17 protein-coding genes are annotated in these 19,413 nt (G+C 47.1%); 4 read left to right on the plus strand and 13 right to left on the minus strand.

The genetic code is table 11. From position 1 onward, the window contains the following. From Q8L79_RS15780 to motB, 3 genes are all read left to right on the plus strand, one after another. Positions 1 to 4,537, plus strand: a 4,537-nt coding sequence (locus Q8L79_RS15780) for an EAL domain-containing protein (RefSeq protein ID WP_305273148.1), incomplete at its 5' end; no start/stop codon positions are given. A 250-nt stretch (positions 4,538 to 4,787) separates the two neighbouring features. Further along, positions 4,788 to 5,636 carry a flagellar motor stator protein MotA gene (motA, locus tag Q8L79_RS15785; RefSeq protein ID WP_305273151.1) on the plus strand — a complete coding sequence of 283 codons (849 nt, stop codon included), beginning with the start codon at positions 4,788 to 4,790 and terminating at the stop codon, positions 5,634 to 5,636. Positions 5,637 to 5,644: 8 nt separating this feature from the next. Beyond that, positions 5,645 to 6,568: a flagellar motor protein MotB gene (gene motB, locus Q8L79_RS15790; RefSeq protein ID WP_305273155.1), complete on the plus strand. Its 924-nt coding sequence runs from the start codon at positions 5,645 to 5,647 to the stop codon at positions 6,566 to 6,568. Between the two features lie 15 nt (positions 6,569 to 6,583). Here motB and Q8L79_RS15795 read toward each other — a convergent pair whose 3' ends face one another. The 13 genes from Q8L79_RS15795 to Q8L79_RS15855 all read right to left on the minus strand — a co-directional run bounded on the left by Q8L79_RS15795 (position 6,584) and on the right by Q8L79_RS15855 (position 18,803). Then, on the minus strand, positions 6,584 to 6,910 hold the full coding sequence (locus Q8L79_RS15795) for a DUF167 family protein (RefSeq protein ID WP_305273159.1): 327 nt from the start codon (positions 6,908 to 6,910) through the stop codon (positions 6,584 to 6,586). Between the two features lie 122 nt (positions 6,911 to 7,032). Continuing rightward, on the minus strand, positions 7,033 to 8,310 hold the full coding sequence (locus Q8L79_RS15800) for an MFS transporter (RefSeq protein ID WP_305273162.1): 1,278 nt from the start codon (positions 8,308 to 8,310) through the stop codon (positions 7,033 to 7,035). Between the two features lie 187 nt (positions 8,311 to 8,497). Then, positions 8,498 to 8,785 (minus strand): hypothetical protein, encoded by a 288-nt coding sequence (locus tag Q8L79_RS15805; protein ID WP_006894063.1) that lies wholly within the window; start codon positions 8,783 to 8,785, stop codon positions 8,498 to 8,500. A 31-nt stretch (positions 8,786 to 8,816) separates the two neighbouring features. Next, on the minus strand, positions 8,817 to 10,109 hold the full coding sequence (locus Q8L79_RS15810; RefSeq protein WP_370870007.1) for an adenylosuccinate synthase: 1,293 nt from the start codon (positions 10,107 to 10,109) through the stop codon (positions 8,817 to 8,819). Positions 10,110 to 10,111: 2 nt separating this feature from the next. After that, positions 10,112 to 11,311, minus strand: coding sequence for an ATP phosphoribosyltransferase regulatory subunit (locus tag Q8L79_RS15815; RefSeq protein WP_305273168.1), 1,200 nt, complete (start codon positions 11,309 to 11,311; stop codon positions 10,112 to 10,114). 87 nt (positions 11,312 to 11,398) lie between these two features. After that, complete coding sequence (hflC, locus tag Q8L79_RS15820) at positions 11,399 to 12,253, minus strand: protease modulator HflC (RefSeq protein ID WP_305273170.1); 855 nt, start codon at positions 12,251 to 12,253, stop codon at positions 11,399 to 11,401. After that, complete coding sequence (gene hflK / locus Q8L79_RS15825; protein WP_305273173.1) at positions 12,253 to 13,452, minus strand: FtsH protease activity modulator HflK; 1,200 nt, start codon at positions 13,450 to 13,452, stop codon at positions 12,253 to 12,255. The genes hflC and hflK overlap by 1 nt, the downstream gene beginning before the upstream one ends. Before the next feature lie 114 nt (positions 13,453 to 13,566). After that, a complete protein-coding gene (gene hflX / locus Q8L79_RS15830) occupies positions 13,567 to 14,832 on the minus strand; it encodes a ribosome rescue GTPase HflX (protein WP_305273176.1) in 1,266 nt (421 codons plus the stop codon). A gap of 105 nt (positions 14,833 to 14,937) precedes the next feature. Continuing rightward, positions 14,938 to 15,177, minus strand: coding sequence for an RNA chaperone Hfq (gene hfq / locus Q8L79_RS15835; RefSeq protein ID WP_305273178.1), 240 nt, complete (start codon positions 15,175 to 15,177; stop codon positions 14,938 to 14,940). Between the two features lie 278 nt (positions 15,178 to 15,455). Next, positions 15,456 to 16,982 (minus strand): fumarate hydratase, encoded by a 1,527-nt coding sequence (locus Q8L79_RS15840; RefSeq protein ID WP_305273180.1) that lies wholly within the window; start codon positions 16,980 to 16,982, stop codon positions 15,456 to 15,458. A gap of 127 nt (positions 16,983 to 17,109) precedes the next feature. Continuing rightward, the gene (locus tag Q8L79_RS15845) at positions 17,110 to 17,703 is read right to left on the minus strand and encodes a DHH family phosphoesterase (RefSeq protein WP_305273183.1); all 594 of its coding nucleotides are present in this window, start codon (positions 17,701 to 17,703) and stop codon (positions 17,110 to 17,112) included. A gap of 11 nt (positions 17,704 to 17,714) precedes the next feature. Beyond that, on the minus strand, positions 17,715 to 17,948 hold the full coding sequence (locus Q8L79_RS15850; RefSeq protein WP_305273186.1) for a hypothetical protein: 234 nt from the start codon (positions 17,946 to 17,948) through the stop codon (positions 17,715 to 17,717). Between the two features lie 405 nt (positions 17,949 to 18,353). Continuing rightward, positions 18,354 to 18,803 carry a septal ring lytic transglycosylase RlpA family protein gene (locus tag Q8L79_RS15855; RefSeq protein ID WP_305273189.1) on the minus strand — a complete coding sequence of 150 codons (450 nt, stop codon included), beginning with the start codon at positions 18,801 to 18,803 and terminating at the stop codon, positions 18,354 to 18,356. Positions 18,804 to 18,993: 190 nt separating this feature from the next. Between Q8L79_RS15855 and Q8L79_RS15860 the strand changes: the two genes are divergently transcribed. Further along, complete coding sequence (locus Q8L79_RS15860) at positions 18,994 to 19,143, plus strand: hypothetical protein (RefSeq protein WP_305273191.1); 150 nt, start codon at positions 18,994 to 18,996, stop codon at positions 19,141 to 19,143. Positions 19,144 to 19,413: the final 270 nt, after the last annotated feature.

Below are 19,413 nucleotides of genomic sequence, written 5' to 3' on the forward strand. Positions count from 1 at the left end.
CATGTTCAATAATGAAGGCATAGACATAAGCCGCCTTCATGTCATCCCCAGCAGTTATGAAATTCATGATTTGGTTGACGGCAAGGCAGATGCCTTTAATTCCTATCTGAGCAACGAACCTTATTTTCTAAAGCAACAAGGAGTTGAATTCACCGTACTCAATCCGCGCAACTACGGTGTCGATTTTTACAGCGATATTCTGTTTACAACGGAAGATGAGCTTAAACAGCATCCCGAACGCGTCAAGGCCTTTCGCCAAGCCAGCCTTGAAGGCTGGTATTACGCAATGGATCATCCGCAGGAAATTATCGATCTATTGCTCAACAAATATCACGTCAACAAATCCAGGGATCATCTTAACTTTGAAGCCGACGCAATACGTTCGTTGATCATGCCGGATGTCATCGATCTGGGACACATGAATCCCTGGCGCTGGCGGCACATGGCGGAAACTTTCATCAAAGCGGGCATGGTTGAAAATGACAAGTTTTTGCAAGGTTTCAGCTACGACCCTGATCCCAAAGCCGACAAAGAAAAACTGCTCCAATATGTCAAGATTGCCGTAATCATCAGCCTATTAACCGGTGTTATTACCTTAACGCTATTGGCTTCCTATCGAACGCTAAGGCAAAAAAATAAAACAGCCGCCCGTAACGAAAAACTCTTACGCTTGGCGCATGAGACGGCTGAAATAGGTTATTACATAACCGATCTGACGACCGGTCGCTGGAAAAGTTCCCCTTTGCTCGATCGGATTTTCGGCATTGACGCGCACTTTGAACGAGATATTCCCAATTGGGTAACATTGATTCACCCTGAATACCGTCAGCATGCGCTTGATCATTATCAAAAAACAATTCGTAATCGCGAACGGTTTTCGATGGAATATGAAATCACCCGCCCAAACGATAACGAAACACGCTGGGTAAGCGCTCATGGCGACATCGAATACGACAAAGCCGGCAATCCCGTGCAACTGGTGGGTACCATCCAGGATATTACCGAGCGCAAGCAAGCGGAACAGCAACTAACCCGCCGACTTCGTCATCTGAAGATAATGGAGCGCATATCCCGAATAAGCTCTACGGCCGACAGCCTTGAAACCATGCTTGATGGAGTACTCAAAGAAATCCAGTTGATTTTTGATGCTGACCGTGCCTGGTTTTTGTACCCCTGCGATCCCCAGGCAAGCTTTTGGTCCGTACCGATAGAGCAAGCCCGTCCCGAATGGCCCGGCGCTTTTGTTCGCGACAGAAAAATCCCGGTCACCGAAGAATTTGCAGAACTGTTTCAAGCGGCGCTTGAAACAGGCGAAACCTTGCAATACGGCCCCACTTTAGCCCTTGCCGTTCCAACGCTAGCCGCCGATGAATTCTCGGTAAAATCTCAATTACTTATTGCACTTCGGCCGCAGATCGGCAGCCCCTGGTTACTTGGCATTCACCATTGTTCTAAAGCGCATATCCACGATTCGGACGATCTATGGATATTCACCCAGATTGCACAAAGAGTTACCGAAGCTTTGAGCAGCCTGATTTCGATCAAAAGCCTGCGGGAGAGCGAGGAACATTTCCGCCTGCTTATTCAAGAATCACCTGTTGCTATAGGTATAGCCAATAAACAGGGCGGAATCGATTTATTGAATGACCGGTTTACCCAGACTTTCGGTTACACACTGGACGATACTCCAAACTTGGATGCGTGGTGGCCGCTTGCTTATCCTGACGAATATTATCGGAATCAGGCAAAAGAAATATGGCTAGGCTCAATGGAAAAAGCCATCCTTGACGGGAAAGAGTTTGAACCTATGGAGTTTAGGGTAACCTGCAAGAACGGAATGATGCGCGATATAATTTTTTATAATGCAATCGTCGGCGAACGGATTCTGGTATTTTTTGATGACATCACCGAACGCAAGGCTGTCGAAAATAAATTACGTACCCGCACCGACGAACTGGCTTTACAGAACCAAATTCTTCAACTTATTAATCAAGGGGGAGATCTATCCACGGTATTGGATGAATTAGCTCGTCAAATTGAGGCACTGCATCCCGATATGCTGTGCTCTATCTTACTGCTGGATGAAAACAACAAACATCTGCGCCATGGCGCAGCGCCCAGTTTACCCGACTTTTATAATCAAGCCGTTGATGGCCTGCCGATTGGAGATGGCGTAGGATCTTGCGGCACGGCGGCGTATCGCGGCGAGAGCGTCATCGTTGAAGATGTGCAACATCACCCCTACTGGGAACCGTTTCGCGATCTTGCCAACCTAGCCGATCTGCAAGCCTGCTGGTCGTACCCGATTAAAAATAATCAGGGACGCGTACTCGGAACTTTCGCCATCTACCATCGACTGCCGACACAACCAACGGATAAGGACATCAGCCTGATTAGCCACTATGCCGGACTGGCGCAATTGGCGATTGAGCGAGGTCAGTCAACGATACAAATAGCGGAATCCCTCTCAGTATTAAAGGCTACCTTGGAATCCACCGGCGAAGCTATTCTGGCTGTAGACCTGAACAATAATTGGCTGCTACATAACCAAAAATTCATTGATTTGTGGCAAATTCCGGATGAAGTCATTGCCGCTAAAACAGGAGCTAAAGACGGTAATGCGGAGCTGTTGTACGGACCCAATCAAATCAAAAACGCAGAGGCTTTCTCAAATAAAGTAACCGAACTATATGCTACGCCCGAAGCCCATTCCTTCGATGTTATTGAATTCAATGATGGAAAAATCGTCGAGCGATACTCTATCCCCAAGATAATTAACAACAAAGTAGTCGGCAGGGTATGGAGTTTTCGCGACGTTACCGAGCAAAAACAGGCCGAGGCAGAACTTCGCATCGCCGCGACCGCCTTTGAATCGCAAGAAGGCATGTCCATTACCGATACCAATCAGATTATCCTGAAAGTCAACAAGGCGTTTACCCGCATTACCGGCTACGGCCCGACAGAAGTCGTTGGAAAAACCCACGCGTTACTTAACTCAGGGCGTCAGGATACTCATTTCTATAGGGTACTGCAACATACCCTGAAACAGGATGGCTACTGGGAGGGGGAAATATGGAACCGACGCAAAAACGGGGAAATCTACCCTCAATGGCTCAGCATTACCACGGTTAGCGACGCGAACAACCGGATCACCAATTACGTTGCCGCTTTCACCGACATCACCAAAGACAAAGAGGCTGAAGAAACTATTCACAACCTGGCTTATTACGACCCGCTCACGGCACTGCCTAATCGTCGTCTGCTATGGGAGCGACTAAAGCATGGTATAGAAATGGAGCGACGTGACGGCAAACAATTGGCATTGCTGATGCTTGATCTGGATCGTTTCAAAGTAGTTAATGACAGCATGGGACACTTGGCAGGCGATGAATTACTGCAACAAGTCGCTACCCGCATCAAAGCAAGGTTACGCGATGTCGATATGGTGGCGCGTTTGGGCGGCGATGAATTTATCGTGCTATTGGAAGACATTACTCATCCGGAAGATGCGGCACGGGTCGCAGAAAATATCGTTGCCGACTTAAGCATGCCGTTTCAATTGCTTAAAAATAACAGCACCTGCCCTGATCCTGAGCTACACCGAAAGGTAAGAATCGGAGCCAGCATAGGCATTAGCTTGTTCCCACAGCACGGCGACAGTCCTGAAACATTGATGGATAACGCTGACATCGCTCTCTATAGAGCTAAAGATGAAGGACGCGGCTGTTTTGCCTATTTTTCCGAAGAGTTTACCATTATCGCTCGCGAGCGTATTGCACTGGAAGCGCGTCTGCGCCGCGCTACTGAACAGCGAGAATTATGCGTCTATTACCAGGCACAAATAGATATCGACAGTGGCCTGATCATCGGCGCAGAAGCGTTGGTACGCTGGCATGATCCCACCGCGGGACTGATTCCACCAGCCAACTTTATTCCCATTGCCGAAGAAACCGGTCTGATTGTAGAGATTGGCGCCTGGGTGCTGCGCGAAACCTGTCGACAAGGCCGACGCTGGATAGACGCGGGTTTACCCTCATTAACTTTAGCGGTCAATGTCTCCCCTCATCAGTTCCGCCGTAGCGATATTAACGCCCTGGTGGCAGAAGTATTGAACGAGACCGGCTTCCCGGCCGAGCTATTAGAATTGGAATTAACTGAAAGCGGCTTAATGGAAAACGAAGAAAAAGCCGTCGAAGTGCTTAATAATTTGCGTGCTCAGGGCGTTCGACTTGCTATTGACGACTTCGGCACCGGTTATTCATCACTGGCCTACCTCAAACGCTTTCCTCTGGATGTACTGAAAATCGACAAAAGCTTTATAGATGATATTCCTTCGGTGCAAGACGACATGGAAATTACCGCGACGATTGTTGCGATGGGCCATATTTTAGGGTTCAAGGTACTGGCCGAAGGCGTAGAAACGCTTGAGCAACTGGCATTCCTGCGCGAAAAAGGCTGTGACACTTATCAAGGTTATATCAAAAGCAAACCCCTGCCACCGGAAGATTTTGCCCGGTTATTGCGTGATCAAATCTAAATGGCAGCAGATGATCTAAACAAGTACGTAATCAGAAAAAGCAAAGCAGCGAAAGATTAGCTCCTGCATTTCAAAATCAAGTTAAAATAGTCTCAAGATTATTAAATCGGGAACAAAGAAAATCCAGCTTTAAAATCAGTTTTTTGCGTTGACCAATATATAAATCATGCAGTGATCATTGTTTAAATATTAATGTGTACTAAATTTCATTTAGTTATTTCAATATAAACCAACCACAAAAAGAGAACACATGCTAGTTATCGTTGGATATATAATCCTCTCTGTATCAATCATGGGTGGATTTATGGGCGGCGGCGGACACCCCGGCGTTCTTTTTCAACCCTTTGAATTTATTATTATCATTGGCGCTGCCGTAGGTGCTTTCATCTGCGGAAACTCGATGTCCGTTATAAAAGCCTCTATCAGTCAGGCCACTGCTACCTTAAAAGGTACCAAGTATAATAAAGACTATTACCTTGATCTGCTGTTGTGCTTTTATGCAATTACCACTAAAACACGCAAGGAAGGCTTGTTATCGCTGGAAAGTATTATCGACGACCCGAAAAGCAGTCCGGTCTTTACGCCCAGAATTCTCGGCGATCATCATTTAATGGAGTTTATTTGCGACAACCTTCGTTTGATCGTTACCGGAGTTGAGGTCTACGCGCTGGAAGAACTGATGGATCAGGAACTGGAAACTCATCATGAAGAAGCCCATGCGCCCATTAAAGCCGTCCAGAATATCGCTGACGGTTTACCCGCCTTTGGGATTGTCGCGGCGGTAATGGGCGTCGTACATACCATGGAGTCGGTCGGTATTCCGCCTTCAGAACTGGGCAAACTGATTGCGGCGGCCCTGGTCGGAACATTTCTCGGTATTTTACTGGCCTATGGTTTTATCGGTCCCGTCGCAGCGGTGATGTCAGAACGCTTTGAAGCATCGGGCAACGTCTATAAGTGCGCCCAAAAAGGATTGCTGTGCTGCGCCAAAGGCGTATCGCCTGCTATGACTGCCGAGTATATGCGCACCATGATTGCCTCCTCCATGCGTCCTGGCTTTTTGGAATTGGAAGAACAGTTGAGAGCCAATAAAGGTTAATTTGAACAATGGCTGACCAACAACCGATCATCATAAAAAAAATAAAAAAAGGCGGCCATGCTCATCATGGAGGCGCCTGGAAATTGGCTTACGCCGATTTCGTTACCGCCATGATGGCTTTTTTTTTACTGATGTGGCTATTGGGGACAACCACTGAACCTGAACGCAAAGGAATTGCCGAATACTTTCAAGATCCTTTTAAGGCATCGACGCAAGAAAAAGGAGCCGATGTCGGTGATCGAACCAGCATTATTGAAGCGGGGGGTGCAGATATTACCTCGCAAGACCAGGGCCAGATCGACAAAGGCATGACAACAGAAATTAAAGACATTTCTCCTGAAGAAATTGAACGGAAAGCCGAAGAAATTGAGCAGGAAAAACTTGAAAATTTAAAGGAAAAAATCCAGGAAAAAATAGACTCGACTTCTGAATTAACCGAGTTCAAAGATCAAATCAAACTGGAAATAACATCAGAAGGCTTACGCGTTCTAATCGTCGATGACCAGAACAGACCCATGTATAAACTGGCCAGCGCAGAACCTGAGCCGCAAATCAAATTGATTTTGAGGGCGTTGGCGCCGGTTATCAACGAGATACCCAATAGAGTCAGTCTCAATGGACACACTGATGCACGGCCTTTTCCGCCCAATCAAAAAAAATATACCAATTGGGAGCTTTCCAGTGACCGAGCCAACGCTGCTCGATACGAACTGACCCAAGCAGGGCTTGCCGAAGGCAAAATTTTAAGAGTGATCGGATTATCGTCCAGTGTTCCCTACAATCCCACTACCGAACCACTCAATCCGATTAACAGGCGAATTTCCATTATTGTTATGAACAAAAAAACCGAACAAGAAATTTTGGAAAGTGTAGGCGATAAAGCGAGTACGGAGACCGCACCACCTCAGGGAACAGAACAAAAACAGCATTAATATTTTTTACTTATCCTATCGTGCTTCTTGAGATAAATGTTTGTTAATGACAGAGGGTAGATTCTTGGGCGCTTTAATGCGTAGTTGTTTGTTGACATTGAACCTGCCAAAAACCACTTCAATATCATTGGCTGCCACCCCAAATTCCTTTGTCAGAAACCGAACCATATGATCGGTTGCTCTGCCACCCACTGGCGCGGCAGTGACACTGATTTTGAGTTGCTTGCCTTTAACCTTGCCGATAGCATCCTGTTTTGCACTGGGTTGGCCGAGAATATTAAGCACAAACGTTTCACCATCCCAAGCACAGAAAGAATTAATTACCAACCCTTTGTTTTTCATAAATTCATGTAGTTGATTGTTTTATGGACATTATCGCGCAGAATCCCGGTTAACCTCAGTATTGGACATAATTGCAGAAAACCGTCCGATGCGGGCAAGATGAGTGAAGCCAAACCTACTATTTACACCCAACGGTTATCACGGGTTTCGCGCAATAAGTATACGGCAAGCAGGCTGATAGCTGCAGCCAAAGAGACATAGCCGCCGACCCAAGCCAGCCCTCCTTCGGCGACCAGCCGTTGCGCGATATAGGGTGCAAACGAAGCGCCCAGTATGCCGCCCAAGTTGTAAGCCGTTCCCGCTCCGGTATAGCGCACCTTGGAAGGAAATAGCTCCGGCAGCAGGGCTCCCATCGGCGCGAAGGTGGCTCCCATCAGGAACAGCTCCAAAGACAGGAAAGCGGTAATCATCAACGGCGAGCCGCTTTCCAGCATCGGCTTTAACAGGAAACCGGACAGGAATGCGGCGCTTCCGGCAATCAGCAATACTGGGCGTCGTCCGAAACGATCGCCTGCCCAGGCCGATAATGGCGTGGCGGCGGCCATAAATAGTACGGCCACACACAACATGCCGAGAAATTGCTGGCGCGGGATTTGCAGCGTGGTGGTGCCGTAGCTCAGCGAAAACACGGTTGAAATATAGAACAGCGCATAACAGACGACCATCGCCATCGCTCCCAGCGCCAGCGGGGCAGCATGAGATTTAAGTATTTCTTTGAGCGGCAAGCCGACCTGTTGGTGCTGCTGCAAAACTTTGGCAAATACCGGGGTTTCGGCCAAAGCCAGCCGCACATACAAACCGACCATGACCAGTACCGAACTGGCAAGAAACGGGAGTCGCCAGCCCCAGTCTTTAAACTCTTGATCACTTAGAAAATGGGCCAACAGCAAAAAACTGCCTGTAGCTAATAAAAATCCCACCGGCGGCCCCAACTGAGGAAACATGCCGTACCAGCCGCGTTTTCCGGCCGGCGCGTTCTCGGTTGCCAGCAGTGCCGCCCCGCCCCACTCTCCGCCCAAGCCGATACCCTGACCGAAACGCAACAGGCACAACAACGCCGGAGCCCATGCGCCGATAGCGTCATAGCCCGGCAACACGCCTATCAAGGTAGTGGAGACGCCCATCACCAGCAGCGATGCGACCAAGGTTGTTTTGCGCCCGATGCGGTCGCCGAAATGTCCGAAAAGCGTCGCGCCCAGAGGCCGGGTCAGAAAAGCGACGGCAAAGGTGAGGAAGGCGCTGAGGGCTTGCGTTGTCGGGTTGTCGCCGGGGAAAAACACCGGGCCGATAACCAATGCCGCCGCCATGCCGTAGATATAAAAATCGTAGAATTCAATAGCGGTGCCGATGAAGCTGGCTAAGGCGATACGGGTAACGGAGGGAGAGGTGGTTTTGCTCATGAATGCCTTGGAGGTCCGATGCGGAATGAAACCACAGCAATTTATTTTAGAAATCGATATAACGAATGCACCCGCTCAAGTTTTGAATCGGCGCGACGGAGCTTCATGTAGGGCGCGCCGTGCGCGCCAATGGCTAACAAGATTATTCGGGTATCCGAAAAGGCGCGCACGGCGCGCCCTACATGCATCAGTCCAATTTAATCCAATCTTCCAGCGCTTCGATAATAGCTTTCGCCTGATCCTTACTGGAAATATTAAACTTCGATTTTTGCTTGTACTCGCCGTTTTGTTTTTGATAGCGGCGAATGGTGTATTTATCGGGACCGTATTCTTCTTTGGCACGATTCCAGTCCTGATAACGGTACATAACCGTAGCCCATGCACCTTTGGTCAGCACTTTTTTGTCCAGTTCCTTGACTGTTTCAATGCCGCCGTCTTCGTACGTTACAGTCAATTCGTCTACAGTTTCAGCCATGTTAACTCCGGGTAATTTATGCGACAGCCATTCAAGCGAACGGGTGCTCAAGGATAATTGTTTCGTCCCTATCGGGACCGGTAGACAAGATAGCAATCTTGACACCTATCAGCTCTTCAATTCTTTTGATATAGGCTTTGGCGTTGTCAGGCAGCGCGTCGAAATCGGTTACACCGGCGGTCGTTCCCGTCCAGCCCGGCATGTATTCAATAATCGCATGACATCCTTCATATTGATCAGCACCTAAAGGAGCCGTTTCAGTAACGACACCGTTAAGTCGATAGGCGGTACAAATGCCGACCTTTTCCAGACCGTCAAGCACATCCAGTTTGGTTAAACAAATACCGCTGAGGCTGTTCATTTTTGCAGACTTGCGCATTGCGACCGCGTCAAACCAGCCGGTGCGGCGCTTGCGCCCGGTAGTGGCGCCAAACTCATGCCCTACTGTACCTAAGTGTTCGCCGTTCGCATCATGCAACTCAGTCGGGAAAGGGCCATTGCCTACGCGTGTCGAGTAAGCTTTGGTGATTCCCAGTACGTAGTCAAGATCAAGAGGGCCGATGCCGGTGCCGGTAGCCGCGCCGCCAGCCGTGGTGCTGGACGAAGTCACATAAGGAAAAGTACCGTGATCTATATCCAGCAGAGCGCCTTGAGCGCCTTCGAATAACAGGTTTTTGCCTTCATCCTGAAGCTTGTACAATTTCTCACTCACGTCAGTCAACATGGGCTTGATTTGCTCGCCCAGACTGAGCGCTTCATCAAGGGTCTCTTGATAATCAACCGCGTCAGTGTGATAGTAATTGGTCAGCATGAAGTTGTGGTATTCGACCAGTTCCTTAAATCTTTCGGCGAAAAGCGTGGGATTTAAAAAGTCTCCGGCCCGCAGGCCTCGTCTGGCCGCCTTATCTTCATACGCAGGTCCTATACCGCGCCCCGTTGTACCAATCGCTTTGCTGCCTCGTGCTATTTCACGGGCCTTGTCAATCGCCACATGAACCGGCAATATCAGTGTGCAGGCTTCACTGATCAGCAACCTGTTTCTAACAGGAATACCGGCTTTTTCCAGAAATTCAATTTCTTCAAGCAAGGCGTTAGGCGATAAAACTACGCCGTTGCCAATCATGCATTGGACACTTTCCCTGAGTATACCGGAGGGAATAAGATGCAAAACGGTCTTTTCTCCCTGTATAACCAACGTGTGTCCCGCATTATGCCCGCCCTGAAATCGGATGACAGCTTCCGCTTGTTCCGTTAACAGATCAACCAGTTTACCTTTTCCTTCGTCACCCCATTGGGTACCGATAACAACAACATTTTTTCCCATAATTATTCCAAGCTTGCTAATGGCCTAACGACCCAATTTTGATGATCTTGTTCCAAGACGGATGTGCATTTAAGTTCCTGTGCAGTCCCGGTTTGCCCCGGTAGTTGCTGAACAACCGCCTGTCCTTCTGCGCGTAAATCCCTGATTTTTTCGTTTAACGCTGCATCGTCCCCATAGGGCGCAAAAATTAAGGCTTGCCGTTCTTTTTGGCAGAATGTTTTGCCTAATGCCGATAATAGCTTCAAGTCTGCACTAAAGCCTGTCGCAGCACGCTCGCGTCCAAAAATAGCGCCGATATTGTCGTAGCGACCGCCTCTGGCAATCTCCCTGCCTACCGATGGCACGAAAGCTGCGAAAACCACACCGGTGTGATAATGGTAACCGCGCAACTCGGCCAAATCGAAACTGACCGGTAATGACGGGAAATTGCTCGTTAATTTATCAGCAATCGCTTCCAAATCCGCTAAAGCCTGTTTGACTTCACCATTAGCCGTCGATAAAACCGCTTGGGCTTTGGCAATGGTGTCCTTGCCGCCATTTAGCTGGGGTAATTTCAGGAACATCGCCTTAAGCTCACTATCGATGCTGTAGCAAGCCATCAACTCATGAAGCTCCGGTCTGGCCTTACGCTGTAACACATCAAACAACTCGGCTTCCTGTGCGTCAGTTAACCCAGCCTGCCTTGACAGCGCCCGATAGATACCGACATGACCCAAATCAAGGTGAACATTTTGCAATCCGGATATTGCCAACATTTCCAGCATTAAGCGTATGACTTCTACATCGCTTTCCTTACTGGCGTGTCCGTAAAGCTCGGCGCCTATCTGCATCGGGCTTCTGGTTTTTTCGAGCGGATCGCCTTTGGTGTGCAAAATAGTACCTGCATAGCAAAGACGTGTCGGCCATTCGGCGTTAAGGTTATGCGCATCGATTCTGGCGACTTGCGGGGTCATATCCGCCCTCACCCCAAGCATTTCACCGCTGATCTGATCGGTCAGTTTGAAGGTTTGCAATTCCAGATCATGTCCTGACCCGGTCAATAAGGAATCCAGATAATCTATGAACGGAGGAATAACTAATTCATATCCCCAGCAGGCAAATGTGTCTAATATCTTACGGCGCAAGCTTTCAAGATGCTTAGCCTCTTCCGGCAAAATCTCTTCTATGCCGTCGGGCAAAAGCCAAGAGTCTTTTTGTTGCATGTTTTGTATGTCCCACTCAAACAAAACGCCCCGCATGCGGAGCGTTGGTTACTGGTTCCCAGGCTAAAACTTGGGAATCGTGTTTAACTATTTCTGCTGTTTAAAGTATCTAAAGAAGTCCGAATCAGGATCAAGCACCATCATGCTTGAACTTGTAAATGTCTTCTTATAGGCATTCAAGCTGCGATAGAAAGTGAAGAACTCCGCGTCAGCGCCATAGGCTTTAGCATAGATTTCAGCAGATTTTGCGTCGCCCTCACCACGAAGCATTTCCGCATCCCGGAACGCGTTGGCCATAGTAACGACCCGTTGTCTGTCGGCATCGGCGCGAATTCTTTCTGCCGCCTCAGCACCTTGCGAACGGAACTCGCGGGCGACACGCTCACGTTCAGCTTCCATTCTACGGAACACGGAACTGCTAACTTCGTCCGGCAAATCGATGCGCATGACTTGAACATCAACAATTTCCATACCCAAATCAGCTGCAAGAGGCTTGGCGTTTTTAATCAATACTTCACGAATGACCTGACGGTCGGTTGACAGCAATTGCTTGATATTCCGCTTGCCGAATTCGCCACGAAAAGCGTCTTTAACAATTTGATCCAGACGTAAATTAGCCTGATCTATATCACCGGCAACAACCGTATAAAACGTAGTTACGTCACCGATGCGCCATTTAACGAAAGAATCAACAATGACGTTCTTCTTTTCAGCCGTTAAAAAACGTTCAGGCTTCGCATCCATAGTTTGAATGCGTTTATCAAACTTTTTTACATTGTTGATAAGCGGCCATTTAAAATGCAATCCAGGCTCGTAATCATTCTTTACAATCTCACCTAAACGAAACTTAATGGCTTTTTCTGTTTCACTGACGGTAAACAAACACATCATGCTGATAAACAACAATGCACCCAGACTTACCAAAATTTTATTCTGTGTCATTAGCGTCCCCTTGCGTCACGACCGCGAGTTGAAGTTCGCACAGCGGGCTGCGCCGCTTCAACCGCTGAATGAGGTGGTTGATCTGCTGTGCTTTGAGGAACATTGGGTTGCTGAATCGAAGGCTGATGCTGGATCATTTTATCTAATGGCAGGTAAAGCATATTATTACTGCCTTTAACATCAACCATCACGGTATTGGTTTCACTCAATACGGATTCCATAGCTTCGATATAAAGACGTTTTCGGGTCACATCCGGCGCTTTAGTATATTCAGCAAGCAATTTTGAAAAACGGTTGGATTCACCTTCTGCCTGAGCAATAACCTGTTCTTTATAGCCCTCGGCTTCCTGCATTTTTCTGGCTGCGGCACCGCGTGCTTTAGGAACAACGTCATTGGAATAGGCTTCCGCCTCATTAATCAAGCGCTGCTCATCTTCACGCGCCTTAATAGCGTCTTCAAATGCGTTTTGTACCTGTTCAGGCGGCTGTGCATCCTGAAGGTTGACACTGGTGATCTGAATACCGGATTTGTAGCTATCCATAACCTCTTGAATTTCCTTTTTAATCTGAGCCACGACTTCACTACGGCCTTCGGTTAAAACAAAGTCCATTTCGCTGCTGCCGATGACTCCGCGCTGCGCACTTTCAGTAACTTGTTTCAAGGTAGCTGCAGGATTGACTATGTTAAAAACAAATTCTTTTGCGTTTTTAACTTGATACTGTACAGCTAGGCGGATATCGACAATATTCTCATCTTTGGTCAGCATTAATGCTTCTTTCGGCACCGAGCCAAGAGTCTGTTCATTGCCTCCGCTACGATAACCTACTTCGATATAACGCTGCTGTTTAACATCAACGATATCAACTCGCTCAATAGGCGCCGGTAAATGCCAGTTCAAACCTGATTGAGTTGTGGCAACATATTTACCGAACCGGGTTTCAACACCATGCGTACCTTCATTAATAATATAAAAGCCGCTTAATCCCCATAACGCTACTGCGCCAGCTGCGAGAAAACCAAGACTTTTCCATGGAGGAGTGCCGGAAGAGCTACCATCGCCTTCTTGTCCGCCGCGAAAAAAACCACTTAACTTTTCTTGCAATGAACGTATTGCTTCGTCTAGATCAGGTGGACCTTTTTGGTCACCACGACCGCTCCAGGGGTCTTTCTTATCGCCGCCAGGCTCATTCCAGGACATAACTTTGCTCCATATAGGTTACTTAAACTTACCAATTCATGTTCGACATTCTATCGTAAATATCGGCGAAAGGCTAAAAACCGACCACTTTCACCTTTCGCCTTTAGCCTTTTTTCAAAATACTTCCTCAATCTCAACCGTTTTCAGCAAACCCAAATATTTTGTATCAATTTCAACAACTAATTCACAGGCACCAAAATCATCAGTTTTCTCACTGATTATCCTTGCGCATGCAAATAACTTAGCCCTTATATCCCCTTGATCAGGCTGCAAATAACACGTTCTTTTGACTTTGGTATTTGAAAATATTTCGGCCAACGCCTGATAAAGCAGATCAACACCGACTCCTGTTTCGGCTGACAACCATACCCGAACAGGATTACCGACATCATCCCGCTCAATCCGCGGTTGGATGTCAGTCAATAAATCTATTTTATTAAAAACTTCAAGTTGCCTGACTTCATTAGCCTTAATATCTTCAAGCACCTGATTGACCTGATAGATCGTCTCAGCCCTGTCATCACTGCTGGCATCAATTACATGCAATAATAAATCCGCTTCGCTGGCTTCCTGCAACGTGGATTTAAACGCCGCCACCAGTTCATGCGGTAAATGTCGTATAAAGCCCACCGTGTCGGCCAAAACAATTTCGCTGCTATTGGGTAGCTTGCAGTTGCGCAAGGTCGGATCGAGGGTGGCAAACAACTGATCTGCCACGTAAATATCGGCACCCGTCAGTTTATTAAACAAGGTTGATTTACCGGCATTGGTATACCCCACCAGAGAAACCGATGGCACTTCGGCTTTTTTTCTTTTGCTGCGTCCCTGATGTCTTTGTTTATCGACTTTATCCAAACGCTGTTGAATTTGTTTAATGCGTAAACCCAATAACCGCCTGTCGGTTTCGAGCTGCGTTTCACCCGGTCCGCGAAGTCCGATACCGCCTTTTTGACGCTCCAAATGCGTCCAACCGCGAACCAGTCGGGTCGATAAATGCTGCAATTGCGCCAACTCAACCTGTAGTTTACCTTCAAAGGTTTGCGCACGCTGGGCAAAAATATCAAGAATCAGCCCATTTCTATCGACTACCCGAACGCCCAAAAAGCCTTCAAGATTTCTTTCCTGACTGGGTGAAAGCGGGTGATTAAATAAAACAATGTCAGCTTCATAGGTTTCGATAATATCTTTAAGCTCTTCAAGCTTACCTTTGCCGACAAAATATTTTGGATCAGGTTTTTTGCGGCTGCCTGTTAATACATAGACAGGATCGGTTCCTGCTGACTTAGCCAGCTCTTTTAATTCTAAAAGATCTTCCTGCATGGAGCGAAGTGTCAGATGAACAAGGACTGCTCGTTCGCCTGATTCGGGACGATCAAACAATTAAATACCCCATAGGCGTGATTATAAAAAAGCTTTTGTTTTCCAGGCACATGTAATCGTGCTGCAGATTTATCGGCAGTAGGGAACGCTCATACAAAGGGTTAATCATTCGTCATTGGGCTCGTTGTCATGCGTCAGCTTTACTGCTTTACTGGGCACAATGGTAGATATAGCATGTTTGTAAACCATCTGACTTGACGTATTTTTCAGCATAACCACGTACTGATCAAATGAGTCTACCTTCCCCTGTAACTTTATCCCGTTAACAAGGAAAATAGAAACAGGTGTATGCTCTTTTCTAAGCGCATTTAAGAAATTATCCTGTAAATTTTGACCTTTTGACATCCGATTTCTCCTTATTATTTTAAAACTATTGATTAAGATAACTGCAATTACAAATCAATACAAATCAATACTCCAGTTTCAGAATATTTTTAGCTAAAACTGCGCATATTTTGAGTTTTCCTGATTTCACCTTGTAATCACAAAATACAATGGGGTACATTTTTATAAATTCAAGCAGGTTTACCTTTAGCCATCGACATAATCTTTGCACTCATTTTTATCTAACGTTTGATGACATCACCGACTGTTGAATCTGCTAGACCGATAAAAAACCGGATTTAATTTTCCTCAATAACTGGAATCCTGCCAATTCTGACTTGCCAGACCTTTGGCGCGATTTGATGTACCGAAACGCCCTCAGTATTTACAGCCACCGTAACCGGCATATCCTCAACAACAAACTCGTGAATGGCTTCCATGCCAAGATCTTCAAAAGCGACAATACGTGATTTACGGATGGCTTTTGACACCAGGTAAGCCGCACCGCCAACCGCCATTAAATAAACGGCTTTATGCTTTTTAATGGCGGCAATTCCCTCCGGCCCCCGCTCGGATTTACCGATCATGCCGAGCAAGCCGGTTTTGTCCAGCATGACTTCGGTGAATTTATCCATGCGTGTTGCCGTAGTGGGACCTGCAGGCCCGACTACCTCATCGCGAACCGGATCGACCGGCCCTACGTAATAAATGAATTTGTTAGTAAAATCGACGCTGTCAGGCAATGCTTCGCCTCGTTCAAAAAGCTCGGCCATGCGCTTGTGCGCCGCATCCCTTCCGGTCAGCAGGGTGCCGCTAAGCAATAAGGTTTCTCCCGGCTTCCAGCTCTCCAGATCCTGCTGAGTCACGGTATCCAAATTAACTCTGCGGGCAGTAGCGCCTGCGTCCCAGGTAATTTCAGGCCAATCTTCGAGACGCGGCGGCTTGAATTCGGCAGCGCCACTACCATCCAGAACAAAATGCACATGCCGGGTGGCGGCGCAATTAGGAATGATCGCAACCGGTTTGTTGGCCGCATGGGTTGGATAATCGTTGATTTTAATATCCAGCACTGTGGTAAGACCGCCCAAACCTTGAGCACCGATACCCAACGCATTGACTTTGTCATACAGCTCCAGACGCAGCTCTTCAAGCGAATTGCAAGGGCCGCGCGCGATTAACTCGTGAATGTCTATCGATCCCATGCATGCCTGCTTTGCCAACAGCATGGCTTTTTCAGCCGTACCGCCTATGCCTATGCCCAAAATGCCGGGCGGACACCAGCCCGCGCCCATGGTAGGAACGACTTTCAACACCCAGTCAACAATACTGTCGGAAGGATTGAGCATCGCAAACTTTGCTTTAGCCTCAGAACCTCCGCCTTTGGCGGCTATTTCGATGTCGAGCGTATCGCCGGGCACGACTTCCATGTGAATCACCGCCGGAGTATTATCTTTGGTGTTGATGCGCTTACCTGCCGGATCGGCCAGTATCGAAGCGCGCAAAACGTTATCAGGATGCCGATAAGCACGTCGAACACCCTCATTAATCATATCGGCGACACTCATATCGGCATCCCATCGAACATCCATGCCGATTTTTAAAAATACTGTAACAATGCCGGTATCCTGACAAATCGGGCGATGGCCTTCCGCACACATCCGGGAGTTGATTAGAATTTGCGCCATCGCATCCCTGGCCGCCGGATTCTCTTCTTTTTGGTAGGCCTCATGCATGGCTTGGATGAAGTCCAGCGGATGATAATACGAAATATACTGCAAAGAATCGGCAATGCTTTGAATAAGATCGTCTTGACGAATGATGCTCATCGGAGGTTCCCTTGCTATATAGTTGCTAATAATTCAGTTGACATATTATATATTATGGATTCAGGGCTACCTGACATTATTCAATGCTGATTGATGCAAATCAATCCAAGGTTCACCCGCACGGGCACTAGAAAAACGGGTTGCTATCCAAGGCAAAGCCCGCGGCATTCCTGTGCCCTCCTCCACCAAAACTTAAGGCCAGATGACCTACGTCGTAATCACCGATTGAGCGAAGCGAGAACGTCCATTGTTGTTTTCTGCCGTCATATTGATACGTCATCCCAAACGTGCCTGACTTTTCGGCCAGCACATGCCCAAGATCGCTTGAAAATAATGACGGAGCATTAACGGCAAGCCCAACCTGACCAGCCACCGAAACGCTATGTGCAGATTTGGCGAGCCTTTGCACCATTCCGGAAAATTGCTCAACCTGTATCCGCCCTACTGCCAACAGTTCCGCCAGGTCAAGCGCACCTATTTCGGCAAAAGCGATCGGCATTCTTTCATACAGTGCCGTTGTTATCTCTCGGGTTCCGTCCAGCTTGAAGCGCCAAAGATCACGGTCTTCGATATGCAACAGAATCTTGGGTGGCTTCAGATCGTGGAAAAAATACTGCCAGGTTAAAACGCAACCACTCCGGGACATATCGAAATTGATCGACAGGTTTTCAGGAGGTGGCTGTACCTTAAAAAAGGCATCGCATTGTTCCATTGCGGTCATATGGTGATCGATCAGTATGACCTGGCCTGCTTTTTCGCTGAAGCATCGATCAATAGCTGTGGCGAGTAGGAATAATCTAATATATAGAGTATCGCTCCCGGTTCAAAATCGGGAATATCGTCGCCATAGCGAGCCGGAATGTAACGAACTTGATTGCCTAACTTGCAAAATGCACTCCATGCTGCGCCTAAACCATCCAAGCAATCGGCATGATAAATAACTAAGATTTCATTGGTTTCTAACATGCTCTTAAAATCCCTGTGTACTTGTATGGGTCAAGGGCTATTGCCCAGCAATTCGATCCTACATTTTACACGACCCGAGCCCTAATCATAAGCGTACACTCTGATTTTCAGGTATTAATGCCAAAAAACCGCTTTACAGCCTAGCCATACTGACAATGAGAAACGAATATACAATCAGTAAGCTGCGCTGAATATTAAGTATCAAGCCATTTGGTTTGACCAGCCCGACGGGCTGAATATTGAATTTTTGCTTGCCTTGCAATGTAACCTGCGGTCCCTTGAACTCTGCCATTCCGGCTATGACGCTTAAGCTTGTTCGATGCGAGGCACAGAGGTTATTTAACTTGATTTTTTCAGCGTATAAGATTAACCGCGCTTGCTTGTTTTACCGCTGTTACTTAGTGGTTATAATGCTTCGTTACGACTTAGCGGTGTAATTTCTACAGACCCTAATCCCCGGATACCCAGTTCTTTTGCAGCTGCATAGGATAAATCCATATCCCTTTTTCCGTAAAAAGAACCTCGGTCATTGATGCGAACAACAACGCTACGATGATTTTTCAGGTTGGTCACTTTAGCGTAAGACAAAAGAGGTAGTGTTTTGTGTGCGGCAGTCATGGCATACATATCATATTTTTGGCCGCTGGCCGTCTTTTTGCCGTGAAACTTAGAGCCATACCAGGAGACTGTACTTCGATGATTATCTGACTGATGTCTGGCTTTATGAGTTGCTGCCGAAGAGTGTTTGGAAGCCTTATGACCGGAGCGATGTTCGGACGCTTCGGCTGTTGATATTGGGTTAACAAAATAACTGCACATAAAAAAAACAGGAACTGCTAGCATGATTTTATTCATAGGGTAGAGCCTTTTTTATTTAAATCTGGCTCGATTTTAACTTAGCGAGTCTTAAGCTTGGCTTAAGCGCGCAAAATCAATGCCTTGTAAAAAAAGCTCTCTGGGCAGCATTCACATTAAAAATTCTTTTGTTAATTAATTTCACAAGTATTGTATTATTCCGGCTTTTTTAAGATTTCAGGAATCCATTATGAACAGCTATGAACAGGGAAAAAAGGCCAGACGCATCGCTTCGGTAGTTTATATCTTAATAATGGCCGTAGTTATGGGCGGAACCTACCTGTCGCAACAGCAAAAAGAAGCTGCTGATAAAACATCGCAAAACTCACCCCGTGATTAGACAATATCGATTTTAAAATACAAGACCGCATCAACCGAACTGACAGCATTAGTTTAAAGAACTGCTTACTATTTCCACTGACAATCGATTGAAAAAAGACCTGCTCTTGACCTATTAATATAGGTTTCGGATGCCGACTTACAGCCAGAAGTTATCATTCGCAAAAGAGTATGGGCTAAAAAATTTAGCCTTAATACAGCCTGAATTGCACCAGCCAGGTGCCTCTGCACCATTTCAACACAAATCAATCCTTTATCTGCCCTGCAATGG

Source organism: Methylobacter sp. (assembly GCF_030680395.1).
Lineage (GTDB): Bacteria > Pseudomonadota > Gammaproteobacteria > Methylococcales > Methylomonadaceae > Methylobacter_A.

Bases quoted from the DNA above. Each gene is read 5' to 3' on its own strand.
- motA (WP_305273151.1), top strand. From the start codon at position 4,788: ATGCTAGTTATCGTTGGATATATAATCCTCTCTGTATCAATCATGGGT.
- Q8L79_RS15805 (WP_006894063.1), bottom strand. From the start codon at position 8,785: ATGGCTGAAACTGTAGACGAATTGACTGTAACGTACGAAGACGGCGGC.
- Q8L79_RS15810 (WP_370870007.1), bottom strand. From the start codon at position 10,109: ATGGGAAAAAATGTTGTTGTTATCGGTACCCAATGGGGTGACGAAGGA.
- Q8L79_RS15800 (WP_305273162.1), bottom strand. From the start codon at position 8,310: ATGAGCAAAACCACCTCTCCCTCCGTTACCCGTATCGCCTTAGCCAGC.
- Q8L79_RS15795 (WP_305273159.1), bottom strand. From the start codon at position 6,910: ATGAAAAACAAAGGGTTGGTAATTAATTCTTTCTGTGCTTGGGATGGT.
- Q8L79_RS15850 (WP_305273186.1), bottom strand. From the start codon at position 17,948: ATGTTAGAAACCAATGAAATCTTAGTTATTTATCATGCCGATTGCTTG.
- Q8L79_RS15815 (WP_305273168.1), bottom strand. From the start codon at position 11,311: ATGCAACAAAAAGACTCTTGGCTTTTGCCCGACGGCATAGAAGAGATT.
- Q8L79_RS15855 (WP_305273189.1), bottom strand. From the start codon at position 18,803: ATGAATAAAATCATGCTAGCAGTTCCTGTTTTTTTTATGTGCAGTTAT.
- hflK (WP_305273173.1), bottom strand. From the start codon at position 13,452: ATGTCCTGGAATGAGCCTGGCGGCGATAAGAAAGACCCCTGGAGCGGT.
- hflC (WP_305273170.1), bottom strand. From the start codon at position 12,253: ATGACACAGAATAAAATTTTGGTAAGTCTGGGTGCATTGTTGTTTATC.
- Q8L79_RS15845 (WP_305273183.1), bottom strand. From the start codon at position 17,703: ATGACCGCAATGGAACAATGCGATGCCTTTTTTAAGGTACAGCCACCT.
- Q8L79_RS15860 (WP_305273191.1), top strand. From the start codon at position 18,994: ATGAACAGCTATGAACAGGGAAAAAAGGCCAGACGCATCGCTTCGGTA.
- hfq (WP_305273178.1), bottom strand. From the start codon at position 15,177: ATGTCAAAAGGTCAAAATTTACAGGATAATTTCTTAAATGCGCTTAGA.
- motB (WP_305273155.1), top strand. From the start codon at position 5,645: ATGGCTGACCAACAACCGATCATCATAAAAAAAATAAAAAAAGGCGGC.
- Q8L79_RS15840 (WP_305273180.1), bottom strand. From the start codon at position 16,982: ATGAGCATCATTCGTCAAGACGATCTTATTCAAAGCATTGCCGATTCT.